This is a genomic window from Cellulomonas sp. KRMCY2 (assembly GCF_000526515.1).
Lineage (GTDB): Bacteria > Actinomycetota > Actinomycetes > Actinomycetales > Cellulomonadaceae > Actinotalea.
This window is the reverse complement of the sequence record NZ_JAGF01000001.1, coordinates 1,111,721-1,124,202: the sequence shown is the minus strand read 5'-3', so window position 1 is coordinate 1,124,202 and position 12,482 is coordinate 1,111,721. Positions and strand designations below refer to the sequence as shown.

General features: G+C 71.3%; 18 protein-coding genes. 8 read left to right on the top strand and 10 right to left on the bottom strand.

Features of this window, described 5'->3' with window-relative positions:
• The first annotated feature begins 6 nt into the window (after positions 1-6).
• From K415_RS23855 to K415_RS0105490, 3 genes are all read left to right on the top strand, one after another.
• On the top strand, positions 7-219 hold the full coding sequence (locus tag K415_RS23855; protein ID WP_024286088.1) for a hypothetical protein: 213 nt from the start codon (positions 7-9) through the stop codon (positions 217-219).
• Positions 220-368: 149 nt separating this feature from the next.
• A complete protein-coding gene (locus K415_RS23850; protein WP_024286087.1) occupies positions 369-584 on the top strand; it encodes a hypothetical protein in 216 nt (71 codons plus the stop codon).
• Between the two features lie 203 nt (positions 585-787).
• Positions 788-1,339: a ferritin gene (locus tag K415_RS0105490; protein WP_024286086.1), complete on the top strand. Its 552-nt coding sequence runs from the start codon at positions 788-790 to the stop codon at positions 1,337-1,339.
• Between the two features lie 379 nt (positions 1,340-1,718).
• Here K415_RS0105490 and K415_RS0105485 read toward each other — a convergent pair whose 3' ends face one another.
• Genes K415_RS0105485 through K415_RS0105470 form a run of 4 tightly spaced genes read right to left on the bottom strand, consistent with a single transcriptional unit; the run spans position 1,719 to position 4,012 of the window.
• Positions 1,719-2,480 carry an ABC transporter permease gene (locus K415_RS0105485; protein ID WP_024286085.1) on the bottom strand — a complete coding sequence of 254 codons (762 nt, stop codon included), beginning with the start codon at positions 2,478-2,480 and terminating at the stop codon, positions 1,719-1,721.
• The gene (locus K415_RS0105480; RefSeq protein ID WP_024286084.1) at positions 2,477-3,304 is read right to left on the bottom strand and encodes an ABC transporter ATP-binding protein; all 828 of its coding nucleotides are present in this window, start codon (positions 3,302-3,304) and stop codon (positions 2,477-2,479) included. The genes K415_RS0105485 and K415_RS0105480 overlap by 4 nt, the downstream gene beginning before the upstream one ends.
• Entirely contained in the window at positions 3,301-3,669 is a 369-nt protein-coding gene (locus K415_RS0105475) for a DUF1048 domain-containing protein (RefSeq protein WP_024286083.1), read from the bottom strand. Before K415_RS0105475 ends, K415_RS0105480 begins: the two co-directional genes overlap by 4 nt.
• A 1-nt stretch (position 3,670) precedes the next feature.
• Positions 3,671-4,012 carry a PadR family transcriptional regulator gene (locus K415_RS0105470; RefSeq protein WP_024286082.1) on the bottom strand — a complete coding sequence of 114 codons (342 nt, stop codon included), beginning with the start codon at positions 4,010-4,012 and terminating at the stop codon, positions 3,671-3,673.
• Positions 4,013-4,129: 117 nt separating this feature from the next.
• Here K415_RS0105470 and K415_RS0105465 point away from each other — a divergent pair, with 117 nt between their 5' ends.
• From K415_RS0105465 to K415_RS0105450, 3 genes are all read left to right on the top strand, one after another.
• A complete protein-coding gene (locus tag K415_RS0105465; protein ID WP_024286081.1) occupies positions 4,130-4,876 on the top strand; it encodes an ion channel in 747 nt (248 codons plus the stop codon).
• Positions 4,877-5,079: 203 nt separating this feature from the next.
• The gene (locus K415_RS23315) at positions 5,080-5,514 is read left to right on the top strand and encodes a helix-turn-helix domain-containing protein (RefSeq protein WP_081784896.1); all 435 of its coding nucleotides are present in this window, start codon (positions 5,080-5,082) and stop codon (positions 5,512-5,514) included.
• Positions 5,515-5,578: 64 nt separating this feature from the next.
• The gene (locus K415_RS0105450) at positions 5,579-6,163 is read left to right on the top strand and encodes a hypothetical protein (protein WP_024286079.1); all 585 of its coding nucleotides are present in this window, start codon (positions 5,579-5,581) and stop codon (positions 6,161-6,163) included.
• 65 nt (positions 6,164-6,228) lie between these two features.
• Here the strand turns inward: K415_RS0105450 and K415_RS0105445 are convergent, their stop codons facing one another.
• The 5 genes from K415_RS0105445 to K415_RS0105425 form a co-directional block, all read right to left on the bottom strand.
• Positions 6,229-6,909 carry a response regulator transcription factor gene (locus tag K415_RS0105445; RefSeq protein ID WP_024286078.1) on the bottom strand — a complete coding sequence of 227 codons (681 nt, stop codon included), beginning with the start codon at positions 6,907-6,909 and terminating at the stop codon, positions 6,229-6,231.
• Positions 6,906-8,120, bottom strand: coding sequence for a sensor histidine kinase (locus K415_RS0105440; protein WP_024286077.1), 1,215 nt, complete (start codon positions 8,118-8,120; stop codon positions 6,906-6,908). Before K415_RS0105440 ends, K415_RS0105445 begins: the two co-directional genes overlap by 4 nt.
• Before the next feature lie 41 nt (positions 8,121-8,161).
• On the bottom strand, positions 8,162-9,037 hold the full coding sequence (locus tag K415_RS24995; protein WP_024286076.1) for an ABC transporter permease: 876 nt from the start codon (positions 9,035-9,037) through the stop codon (positions 8,162-8,164).
• Entirely contained in the window at positions 9,037-9,996 is a 960-nt protein-coding gene (locus K415_RS0105430) for an ATP-binding cassette domain-containing protein (protein ID WP_024286075.1), read from the bottom strand. The genes K415_RS24995 and K415_RS0105430 overlap by 1 nt, the downstream gene beginning before the upstream one ends.
• A 141-nt stretch (positions 9,997-10,137) precedes the next feature.
• Positions 10,138-10,671, bottom strand: coding sequence for a hypothetical protein (locus K415_RS0105425; protein WP_024286074.1), 534 nt, complete (start codon positions 10,669-10,671; stop codon positions 10,138-10,140).
• Positions 10,672-10,866: 195 nt separating this feature from the next.
• Between K415_RS0105425 and K415_RS0105420 the strand changes: the two genes are divergently transcribed.
• Both K415_RS0105420 and K415_RS0105415 read left to right on the top strand, forming a co-directional pair.
• The gene (locus tag K415_RS0105420; protein ID WP_024286073.1) at positions 10,867-11,346 is read left to right on the top strand and encodes a hypothetical protein; all 480 of its coding nucleotides are present in this window, start codon (positions 10,867-10,869) and stop codon (positions 11,344-11,346) included.
• A gap of 172 nt (positions 11,347-11,518) precedes the next feature.
• A complete protein-coding gene (locus K415_RS0105415; RefSeq protein WP_024286072.1) occupies positions 11,519-12,037 on the top strand; it encodes a Rieske (2Fe-2S) protein in 519 nt (172 codons plus the stop codon).
• Here the strand turns inward: K415_RS0105415 and K415_RS21455 are convergent.
• Entirely contained in the window at positions 12,009-12,434 is a 426-nt protein-coding gene (locus tag K415_RS21455) for a hypothetical protein (protein ID WP_024286071.1), read from the bottom strand. The two genes, K415_RS0105415 and K415_RS21455, sit on opposite strands and share 29 nt — an antisense overlap.
• Between the last annotated feature and the right edge of the window lie 48 nt (positions 12,435-12,482).

Genomic DNA, 12,482 nt, shown 5'->3' with positions numbered 1-12,482 from the left:
TCGCGGGTGCTGGCCGCGCGCAACCGGCCGCGTTGGCCGCAGCAGGCTCCGAGCCGGCCCGCGATCCTGAGGCGTCGCCTGAACGAGCTCAAGCAATGGCGCGGCATCGCGATGCGCACCGACACGACCGTCCGCAGCCACCGCGCCGCGACCCACCTCGCCGCCACCCTCATCTGGATCAGGACCGACTTGATCAACACGCCTAGGGCGAGGCAGTGACTCCTCGCGAGGGCGCCGACAGGCCGGCGGCCAGGGCGGCGAGGTGTGCCGGCATCTTCGGGTATGGGTCGACCGGCCGGGCCGAGGGTCCCACCAGGCCGCGCACCTGGCGAAGTGCTCGTCCTGGGCCATGGCCAGTACGTATCCCCATGCTTGGCGGTGCCGCGGATCTCGGCGAAGGTGCGCTCGTCGGCGGTCTGGGGCTCTTCGTCGTCCAGGGCGGCGTCGGCGTCGTCGAGCTCGACGTGGTAGCCCTCGATGCTGTTGGACCCCTGGATGGCACGCGCGAGCGCGGTGCGGCGCAGGCGGCCGGTCCACCGACGCGGCACCCGCAGCCGGGCAGCACCATCAACAACAGTCGATAGATGGTCAGTCATCAACTATGGTTGATGGCACCGCGCTCCGCCCGCTCTACACCCGACTCGCAGAGTCCCAGGCGTAGCCGGCCGGCACCCGCCCCGGTGACGTCGTCGATGGGTTCGACACCCAGACACCCCAGAAAGTCACTCCAGGTCGCCTGGAGCGGCGGCCGGTACCGCGCGGCTGACCTCGGGCCTACCGTGGACCCATGACCATGGCTCCCGAGTCCGAGTTCCTCCGCCTCCTGCGCGAGCAGGTCGGGCACGAGTTCGATGCGCACCAGCAGTACGTCGCGATCGCCGTCTGGTTCGACTCGCAGGACCTGCCCCAGCTCGCGCGGCACTACTATCGCCAGGCACTCGAGGAGCGCAACCACGCAATGATGATCGTGCAGTACATGCTCGACCGGGACCTGTCCGTCGCGATCCCTCCCGGCAGCGCCGTCCGGCAAGACTTCACCCGGGTCGTCGAGCCCATCGCCCTCGCGCTCGAACAGGAGCAGCAGGTGACCCAGCAGGTCGAGGCGATCTTCCGCGCCGCCCGGGCGCAGGACGACGCGCTCGGGGAGCAGTTCATGCTGTGGTTCCTCAAGGAGCAGGTCGAGGAGGTCGCCGCCGCGACGACGCTGCTCACCGTCGCGGAACGAGCGGACGCGACCGGCGCGAACCTGTTCGACCTGGAGAACTACGTCGCGCGCGAACGGATCGGCGACCAGGGCCTCTCACAGGACGCACCCGAGGTGGCCGGAGGCGCGTTGTAGCGCGGTTGGAGTGGCGCGCGCGGGTTGCGCGACCGGGCCCTGCTTCCGGCCACGGGACCGAGGGGCACCGCGGCGCCGCACCTCGTCGGCCTTCGCCGATGGGAGCCGGAGCGGGAGCCACGACGGGCGCACTCGCCCGACCTGTGGCGGGCGGATGCGGACGGGCGTAGGGCTCTGACCGGCGCTGATCGACGCCCGCCGACACCCCGCACCCCACTCGGTCCACCTACGGATCAGAAGGTTGGGGGTTCGAATCCCTTCGCGCGCACAGGTGATGAAGGCCCCTGATCAGCGGAGACGCTGCTCAGGGGCCTTCGTCGCGGGTGTGAGGAGCGCCGGCATCGACCTCTGAGACGGTGTGTCCCGAACCGGCCGCGTGCTAGGAGATCTTGCGCCGGTAGGTGACCATCGCGAAGGCGTACGCGACCACGAGGACGCCGACGCACCAGGCGAGGGCGACCCAGATGTCGGTGCCCACCGGCTGCTCGGCGAACAGGGCGCGGATCGCGTTGACGATGGACGTCACGGGCTGGTTCTCGGCGAAGGCGCGCACCGGACCGGGCATGGTCTCGGTGGGCACGAACGCCGAGCTGATGAACGGCAGGAAGATGAGCGGGTACGAGAACGCGCTCGCGCCGTCGGTGGACTTCGCGGACAGGCCGGCGATGACGGCGAGCCATGTCAACGCCAGGGTGAACAGGACGAGCATGCCGGTGACCGCGAGCCACGCGGGCAGTCCCGCCCCCGAGCGGAAGCCCATGAGCAGGGCGACGAGCACGACCACCACCAACGAGATCAGGTTCGCGACGAGCGAGGTCAGCACGTGCGCCCACAGCACGGACGAGCGGGCGATGGGCATCGACTGGAATCGCTCGAAGATGCCGCTCTTCATGTCGAGGAAGAGCCGGAACGCGGTGTAGGCGATGCCCGAGGCGATCGTGATCAGCAGGATGCCGGGCAGCAGGTAGGTCACGTACGAGTCCGAGCCGGTCTCGATCGCGCCGCCGAAGACGTAGACGAACAGCAGCATCATGGCGATCGGCGTGACGGCGGTCGTGACGATGGTGTCGAAGCTGCGGGAGATGTGGCGCAGGGATCGTCCCAGCAGGACTGCGGTGTCGCCGTAGAAGTGCGTGGTCATCGCTGTTCCTCTCTCGTGTGCGCCTCGGGTGTGCCGGCGCTGCGGTCAGGGGGAGCCGGGGTGCCCGTGGCACCGCCGCCGACGAGGGCCAGGAAGACCTCCTCGAGGGTCGGCTGCTTCTCGACGTACTCGACGGTGGTCGGCGGGAGCAGCTGCTTGAGCTCGGCGAGCGTGCCGTTGACGATGATCCGGCCCTCGTGGAGGATCGCGATCCGGTCCGCCAGCTGTTCGGCCTCGTCCAGGTGCTGCGTCGTGAGCAGCACCGTCGTCCCGCGGGCGGCGAGCGTCTTCATGGCCTGCCACACCTCGATGCGCGCCTGGGGGTCGAGCCCCGCCGTCGGCTCGTCGAAGAAGATCACCGGCGGGTTCCCGATGAGGCTCATCGCGATGTCGAGGCGGCGCCGCATACCACCCGAGTAGGTCGCCACCCGCCGGCCGCCGGCGTCGGTCAGCGCGAAGCGGTCGAGCAGGTCGTCCGCGATCGCACCCGGGTCCGACAGGTGCCGCAGCCGGGCGACGAGCACCAGGTTCTCCCGCCCGCTGAGGATCTCGTCGACGGCCGCGAACTGCCCGGTGAGGCTGATGGACTCGCGCACCTGTGCCGCCTGCGTGACGACGTCGAAGCCGTTGACGCCGGCACTGCCCGCGTCGGGCTTGAGCAGCGTGGACAGGATCCTGATGGTCGTCGTCTTGCCCGCTCCGTTGGAGCCGAGGAGGGCGAAGATGCTGCCGGTCTCGACGTCGAAGTCGACACCCCGCAGCACGCGCACGTCCTTGAACGACTTCTCGAGGTCCCGCACGCGGATCGCCGGTTCCGTTGTCATTCCTCTTCCTTTCGCTCGGCGTCCTCGATCGCCTTGGTGAGGCGGGCGCGCTCCTTGTCGATCCACTGCTTGCCGGCGTAGGCCCGTGCGAAGGCCTCGGCGAACTCGACCGGGTCGTCGCCGACGATCTCGCGCACCGGCGTCCCGTCGATGGCGGCGCGCTCCCACAGGTCGGCCAGATCGCCGAACATCGTGACGAGGGTGTCGCCGTCGGTCATGCCACCGCAGTACATGAGGTACCGGTGCACTGCCTTCGCCGCGGCTCCGTACGGCTCGGGGAGGGCGTCGATGCGGGCCTTGTCCTGCTTGTACTGCTTCTTCTGCTCGAGCGACCCTGTGAGGGTCTCGATCCACCTGGCGGCCATGTCAGCTCTCTCCTTCTGCGGGTTCGGTGTGAAGCTGTTCCAGTCGTTCGGCGAGGAACGTCCAGGTCCGCCAGAACTCGTCGAGGTACTCCTGGCCGCTCGGGTTGAGCGAGTAGACCCTGCGCGGCGGACCCTTCTCGGACGGGACCTTCTCCACGTCGACGAGGCCGCGCTGCTCGACCCTGACGAGGAGCGCGTAGACGGTGCCCTCGGCGATGTCGGAGAAGCCCTGCTCCCGCAGCCGCGCCGTGATCTCGTAGCCGTACGCGGGCCGCAAGGCCAGGATCGCGAGGACGAGCCCTTCCAGAGTCCCCTTGAGCATCTCGGTGATCTGCTTGCCCACGGGACATCTCCTCCTGCTACTCAGTGCCGCTGACTACCAGTAGATAGTATCGCTAGATAGTGGTGGGTTGGCAAGTCCTGTCGGGCAGGAATGTCGTGCGCGAGACAGGATCGGCCCATGACCGATCAGGGGCGGCTCGAGCGTTACGAGGCCCGCACGTCCGGACCGTTGACGGTCCTCGCGCTGCTGTTCCTCGCCGTGTACGGGGCACCCGTCGTCTGGCCTGATCTCCCGGCGGTGGTGCTGCGGCTGTGTGAGTGGGCGAACCTGGCGATCTGGGTCGTCTTCGTCGTGGACCTGGCCGCCCGGATCGCCATGGCTCGGCGCCGCTGGTCCTACATCGCCCGGCACCCGGTCGACGTCCTGGCGGTCGCCCTGCCGATGCTCCGACCCTTGCGGGTCCTGCGGGTCTTCGCGGCCGGCCAGGCGCTCCTGACTCGCGGCCGGGGGCTCGTGCAGACCGGGCAGGCGATCGTGCTCGCCGCCGGCGTCCTGATCCTCATCGGTGCCCTGGCCATCCTGGACGCCGAGCGCGGGGTCACCGGTGCGAACATCACCACCTTCCCTGACGCGCTGTGGTGGGCCATGACGACGGTCACGACGGTCGGGTACGGCGACCGGTTCCCGGTCGGTGGCCTCGGTCGGGGTGTGGCCGCGGCGCTCATGGTCGTCGGCATCAGCCTGCTCGGCGTGGTCACCGCGACCGTCGCGGCCTGGTTCATGAGCAACGCCCGGGACGCAGAGAGAGCGGACCAGGGTGGTGCGGCTGATCGGCTCCGCGACCTGCACCTCCTGCACGCCGACGGGATCGTCACCGGCGAGGAGTACGCGACCGCCAGGCGACGTCTGCTCGAGGAACTCTGATGAGCTTGTCGGTGAACTGGTGCACCCCGGCCATCGGCGACTACCCCGAGGCCGGTCAGGGCGTTGGAGCTGCGCCCGCTGACCGCGCCTCTCGTGCGGCGGGTGGGAGTCCCGCGGCTCACCTGTTCGGAGGGTTGCATCTACAGGTGGAACACCTGACGTTTGCAGGTGAACTCGAAGCGGATGTCCTTGAAGGAGTTGTCATGGCGACGGTACTTGACGCCCAGAGTCGCGTGCTGGCGAGCGATGCTGAGGTGGCGCTGGCCCAAGAGGTGCTCGTGTCGCTGGACGGTCCGCTTGGCTACCTCTCCGTCGGTCACGGGAGTGCCGGTCCGCGGCCCCTTCCTCCGGACCTGGGCAGGCTCCTCCAGACGGTCCTGCACGCTGTGGCGTCGGGCTCATCGATCACCGTGATGACGACCCCGCGGGAGGTCACGACGTCCACGGCCGCGGCGATGCTCGGTGTCTCGCGTCCGACGTTGATGAAGATGGTCAAGGACGGCGCTCTCCCCGCCCACAAGGTCGGGACGCACACCCGCCTCCTCTCGGAGGATGTCCTCGAGGCCAAGAAGGCGCGGCGCGCGCGTGAGCGAGCGGCGTTCGCCGCGCTCCTCGAGGCCGAGGGCGACGAGGCCTGAGCTGAGACGCACCGGCGTTCCGTCGGCGCGTCTCAGCGGTCACCCACCTCCGTAGGGTCGACTCGTGCAGGGGGCCGGGCCGTACGCCGTCTTCGTGGATGCCGATGTGTGGTTCTCCCGTACCCTGCGGAACTGGTTCGGGATGCTCTGCACGACTCCCGAGAGCCCGTTGTTCGTCGTCCACTGGACCGAAGACGTCCTCGCTGAGCTGATCCACCACCTCCGCAAGACGCATCCGGACTGGCCCGGTTCGCGGATCACCGATCTGCGTGACCGCCTCTCGGGGACGTTCGAGGCCGGCCGTGTCGAGGAGTTCACCATCGACGCCACATACCGTGGCGACGACTCCGGCGACGCGCACGTTCATGCCGCCGCCGTCGCCTGTGGCGCCGATGTTCTCGTGACCTGCAACGTCGGCGACTTCGAGTGGGACGAGAACACGTCGCCGTACGAGGTCATGCATCCCGACGACATCCTGGTGCTCGTCGACGACAGCAGTCCTGAGCTCGTGGCCCGCGTCACCGCAGCGATGAGCGAGTACTGGGTGCGGCGCGCTGGTGAGGCGGACCTCCCGCAGCCGTTGCGGACGGCCGGGTGTCCGCAGTTTGCGGATCGAGTCCTCACACACCTGCAGCGGATGGCGTCCTGACGAGTTCGTCCCGAGGGCTCGCGGAGCTGCGTGACGAGCACGTGACGCAGCCCTGGTCGGTCGGGTCAGCCGTCGGTCGGGCCGATCCGCACGAGGCCGGACTGGTAGGCGGCGACGACCAGCTGTGCGCGGTCGCGTAGGTCGAGCTTGGTCATGGAGCGGTTGACGTGGGTCTTGACGGTCATCGGTGAGATGAACAGCCGGGTGGCGATCTGGTCGTTGGTCAGGCCCTCGGCGACGAGTGCGACGATCTCGCGTTCTCGTTCGGTGAGCTGCTCGAGCTGGGCGGGAGCGGCCGCGGCCGTGACCCGGCTGGGTTGGGCGAGGAAGGTCATGATCAGGGATCGGGTGGCGGCGGGCGACAGGAGGGCCTCGCCGGCCGCGATGAGGCGGATCGCGTCGAGCAGGTCGTCGGGGTCGACGCTCTTGCCGAGGAAGCCGCTCGCGCCGGCGCGCAGGGCCAGGTAGACGTACTCGTCCAGCTCGAATGTCGTCAGGATCAGCACCTTGACGCCGGCGAGGTCCTCGTCGGCGCTGATGCGGCGGGTGGCCTGCAGGCCGTCGAGGCCGGGCATGCGGATGTCCATGAGCACGACGTCGGCCCGTTCGCTCTTGGCCAGTGCCACGGCCTGTGCACCGTCGGAGGCCTCGGCGACGACCACGAGGTCGTCGGCGCCGTCGACCAGGACGCGGAAGCCGGCACGGATCAGTGCCTGGTCGTCGGCGATCAGCACACGGATGGTCATCGGTCCTCCTGGGCCAGGGGCAGTCGAGCGGTGACGCGGAACCCGCCGTCCGCGGTGGGGCCGGTCTCCAACGAGCCGCCGGCCGCCAGGACGCGTTCGCGCATGCCGACCAGGCCCAGGCCGGAGCCGGTCGGTGCGTCGTGCGGGCCGTGCGCGGCGGGTGTGTGGGGAGGTGGGGCGTTGGTCACCGACAGGACGACGGTCGTGCCCGTCGTCTCGACCTGGACCGTGGTGGGGGCTCCGGCCGCGTGCTTCTGGACGTTGGTCAGGGCCTCCTGGACCAGGCGGAAGCCGGCGCTGTCCGCAGCAAGGCTCAGGGACGGCATCGACGCCGGGGAGCGGACCTCGACCGCGGTGCCCATCGAGCGCGCCGAGCGGACGAGGCTGTCCAGCCCGGACAGCCCGGGTGCGGGGGCGGTGGGCAGCGCGCTCTCGTCCTGGCGCAGAACGCCGAGCACCGACTGAAGCTCGGTGAGGACCGACTTGGCCGATGTGCGCACATGGTGCAGCGCTTCGCGGGCCGCCGCCGGGTCACGCTCGACCAGGTGCTCGGCGACGCCGGACTGGACGCTGATCACGGCCACGTGGTGGGCGATCACGTCGTGCAGCTCACGGGCGATCCGCACCCTGTCCTCGGCGACGCGGCGGCGTGCGGTCTCCTCGCGGGACTCCTCCGCCCGGCGGGCGCGGTCCTCCAGCGCCGCGATCGTGGCCCGCCGGCCCTGGACGGCGACTGCAACGGCCGTTGCTGTCCACAGCCACAGGACGACGTCGTCGGGCTGCCCCCACCGCCCGCGCCACAGGCCCGCGACGAGCCCGGCGAGGACGACGGTGATCGACGTCGCCCCGGCGGCGACCAGGGCAGGGGCGCGCGGGGCGCGCACCGAGTAGCCGTAGACCGCCAGGATCAGGGCGGGCGTCGCGAGGAGCACCTGCCAGCCGCCGACGATCGATAGGGCCGCGACCGTCGCCAGCACGGTGAGCGTGAGTGCGGGGTGCCGCCGCCGCTGGGTCAGGGCCATCGCGGCCAGCACGGTCAGGGCGATCCCCGGCGCGGTGAGCGTCAGGTCGACGTGCGCGCGCTCACGCAGGCCGTCCCGCGCCACCACGGGACCCACCAGGAAGACCACGCCGGCCACCACCCCGAGGAGCGCGTCGGCGACCGCGGGACGACGCCGGAGCGGCTCCACGACCGATCGACCCAGGTCCATGGTCGTCACCCTACGGACCAGGCGGGCCCCGCCGGACCCGCTCACACGTCGCGGCGGGTGATGGCGACGACGGCCCCGCCGAGCGCGACGAGGACCCAGGCGGCCAGGACCACCGCACCGGCCCCCGCACCGAGTACCTCGGTCCCGGCGGCCCGGACGGTGGTGAAGGCCGCCGCCGCGGAGCCGGGCAGGTACTGCAGGATCGGGTCCCAGCTGTCGGGCAGAAGGGCGCCGGCCAGCGGAGGCAGGACCATGAAGACGGCGACCACGGCACCGATGGAGCCGGCGACGCTGCGCAGCAGGATCCCCAGCCCCATGCCGATGAGGCCGACCGCCGTGATGTACCCAGCCATGCCCAGGACCTGGCGCAGGACGCCGTCGTCGGTCAGGGCGACGGTGGCGGCGTCGCCGCCGGACAGGACGCCCATCCCGGCGGTGAACGCAGCCAGGACCCCGATCACCGACACGGCCAGCGACACCCCGGTGAACACCGTGGCCTTGGCGACCACCACCTGCCAGCGTCGAGGCACGGCCGCGACCGTCGCTGCGATCATCCGGGAGCCGTACTCACGCGCGCCGGCCAGGGCGCCCAGGATCCCCATGAGCAGGACTGCGAAGTTGGCGCCCATGAGGACCGTCGAGACCGGGTCCGAGCCGCCGAACGGCCCGCCGCCGCCGCCTCCGCCTTCGGGCGTCGCGACCGACCCGGTGGACACGGCGGCGGCGATCGCCCCGAAGCCCACCAGGACCAGAAGGGTCGAGCCCAGACCGACCCAGGTGGACCGCAGGGTGCGGAGCTTGACCCACTCCGAGCGGATCGCGGTGCCGAGGGTCTGACGTCGGACGGTTGTCGCGTCGCTCGGGCGAGATGCTGCTCCGACGGCGGCGGCGGGGGCCGCGAGGGTGGTGGCGGTCATCAGGCAGCCCTCCTGGAGGGGTCGGTCGTGGTGCGGGACGCGTGTGCGTGGTGCTCGACGGTGCCGGTGTACTCGACGCTGTCGCGGGTGAGCTCGAGGTAGGCCGTCTCCAGCGAGGTGGTGACCGCCACGAGCCCGTGCAGCCGCACGCCGTGCAGGGCGGCGAGGTCGCCGATGACGTCGGCCGTCATGCCGCGGACCTCGAGCCGGCCCGGCTGCGTCGCGGTCAGGGTCACGTCGGGCCCGACGAGCAGCGGTGCCAGCGCACCCGCGTCGGGGGATGTGACGACGACGACGCCTGGCGAGGACGTGGCGATGAACGCGTCGATCGAGGTGTCCGCGAGGATGCGGCCCAGCCCGATGACCAGCAGGTGCTCGGCCACCAGCTCCATCTCGCTCATCAGGTGCGAGGACAGCAGGACGGTGCGCCCTTCGGCGGCGAGCTCGGCGAGCAGGGCGCGGATCCACTGGATCCCGTCCAGGTCCAGGCCGTTGACCGGCTCGTCGAGGATCAGCACGCCCGGGTCGGCGAGCAGGGCGGCGGCGATGCCCAGCCGCTGGCCCATCCCCAGGGAGAACGTGCCCGCGGCCTTGCCTGCGACGTCGCTCAGGCCGACGGTGCCGAGCACCTCGTCGACCCGACGCGCGCCGATGCCGACGGTCGCTCCCAGGGCGAGCAGGTGGTTGCGTGCGGTTCGGCCCTTGTCGACACCCTTGGCGTCCAGCAGCGCCCCGACCTCTGCGAGCGGAGCAGGTGCCGTGACGTAGGGCCGACCGTTGACCAGCGCGACGCCGGATGTCGCCCGGTCCAGACCGACGATGACGCGCATCGTCGTGGACTTGCCGGCTCCGTTCGGGCCGAGGAACCCGGTCACCACACCTGGGCGGATCGTGGCGCTGACGGCGTCGACGGCGACCTGGTCGCCGTATCGCTTGGTGAGGTCCCGCAGCTCGATCATGGTCGTCCTTCACGTCGTCCGGTGTCTGGACCACGAGCATCGCGGCCGCGGCCTGCACTCGTCGTCGTCCAGCAGGACGGACCTGGGCGTACCGCAGCGGCGGTACGGTGCGGCGGCGGTACGGTGCGGCCGACCAGGACGTCAGGCGAGTGCGGCGTCGGTCCGTGGGCGGCGACCGAAGAGGCCCTTGCCCGACGACGGGGCCGCGGGTGACGTCGTGCACGCCTCAGCACGGTCCGCGACCTGAGCCTGGTCCGGACGTTTGATCGGGGCGGCGCCGTCGTCCGAGGTGAGAGCCGCCTGGATCGCGGCCACGACACCCCGCGCCCGGTCCGCCTCGGTGTGTGCGCGCACCGACTCGGTGCGCACGTCGTCGAGCTGGGCCGACAGGTCCGCGAGCCGTGTCTCCAGGCGGGTCAGCTCGGCGTCGTGCTCGGTGTTCCGGCGGGCGATCTCGGCATCGCGCTGCGCGAGCAACCCGGCCAGCTCGTCGGCGCGGGCCGCCCGGGCACCGAGGTCGTCGATGACTGCCGCGATGCCGGAGTCGTCGAGCGCCTTGCGCGCGACCTCGATCCGGGCGGCGCGCTCGCCCTCACGGAGATCTGTCCATGTCTGCCCGCGCAGCTGCTCGTAGCGAGCGCGCTCGTACGCCTGCGCGACCTCGTCGGGGGTCATGTCTGCACGGTACCCACGGCGGCTTGCGCAGGGGAGGCCCGAGGGCAGACTCCACCTCCTGTTTCACCCGCTCGACGCGGGTCCCCGCCGTGCGGGTGCGGCCGCAACGGTGAACCGGACGCCTCGCCGAACCGTACTCAAGGCAGGGCGGTGAGCGCACGGGCGCCACCGGGAACCCTGGCAACGGGAGGCATCATGCGCGCACGAACTGCTCTGGCCGGGACCGTTCTGCTGCTCCTCGCGGGCTGCGGCTCTGCCGACGACGACCCGGGCGGAGCGACCCCGACCGTCGAGGAGACCGCCGGCTCCGGCGACGACGCGATGGCGGCGACGAGCGTGATGGTCGCCGCGTCGACGCTGGGTGACGTGCTGGTCGACGGCGAGGGTCTGACCCTCTACATGTTCGACCCGGACGCCCAGGGCGCGAGCACGTGCTACGACGACTGTGCGACCGCCTGGCCGCCGCTGGTCACCGACGGCACACCGGGAGCGGGGGACGGGGCCGACGACTCGCTCCTGGGCACCGTCGAGCGGGACGACGGCGCCGTCCAGGTCACCTACGACGGCTGGCCGCTGTACTACTTCGCCCAGGACGCGGCCCCGGGCGACGTCAAGGGGCAAGGTCTCAACGACGTCTGGTGGGTCCTGGACGCCGACGGCGAGCCGGTCCACTGACCTGCTCCGGTCGAGCGAGGTTCCTGGGGTCGTGGACCCCGGAAACCTCGCCCGACCGACGCGGCCGGTGGTGACGGGGTGAACCATGGGGGGTGCGGGTGCGTCTACTCGGGAGAGGAGCCGTCGCCCGCACCGGTACGCCAACGCGTCGCCGTCACGTGAGAGGTCAGCCATGACGAACCGCACCGCCAGCACCGTCAGCACACTCAGCCCGGTCAGCCCGGTCAGCCCTGTCCAGACGTCCACCGCCTCGGCAGTCGGGGGTGCTGGGCTCGGCCGGCGGCACTTCCTCGTCGCCGGGGCCGGCGTCGCAGGGGCGTGCGTCCTGGTCGCCTGCAGCCCGGGGGCCGGCAGCCCGGAGCCCACCGGCGGCACCGGCGGGTCCCAGGCCACGCCAGGCGGTCCGCTCGTCGCGCTGGCCGACGTACCCGTCGGCGGGGCGGTGTCCGCGAAGACCGGCGCGGGCGACGACATCGTCATCGCGCAGCCGCAGGAGGGCACCGTGGTGGCGTTCAGTGCGATCTGCACCCACCAGGGTTGCGTCGTGGCGCCGGACGGTGCCGAGCTCGTCTGCCCCTGCCACGGATCGGTCTACGAGGCTGCGACGGGTGCCAATGTGAGCGGACCGGCACCGCTGCCGCTGCCGGCGTTCGCCGTGGAGGTCAAGGACGGTCAGGTCGTCGAGGCCTGACCCGACGCTCGGCGGCAAGTGCGACGACGGCGAAGACGATCGCGGCGATCTCGGAGACCGCCGAGAGCATCTGCGGGACGCCGTCCCAGCTCTCGTGCACGCCGAGCAGGCCGACGGTCACCGACATCACGAACGCACCGAGCGTGGCCACGCCGAAGCCGATCGAGCCGAGCAGCGGCAGCCAGTGCCGCCAGAGCAGGACGGCCAGGGCGAGCCCGAGCCCGCCGACCGCATTGAGCAGGAAGGCCGGCCCGACGATCGCGACACTGCTCATGCCCTGCGCCCACAGGTCGAGGTGCACGACGGCGGAGAGCAGCACGGCGGCCGCGGTGAGTGCCCGTGCGACGGTGCTGAGCGTGCCGGCGTGCTGTCCGTCGGTGGTGCGGTCGGCGCCCATGCTGTGCTCCTCGGTTCGTGCTCGGCCACCGGCCGGTCGGCCGCTGTC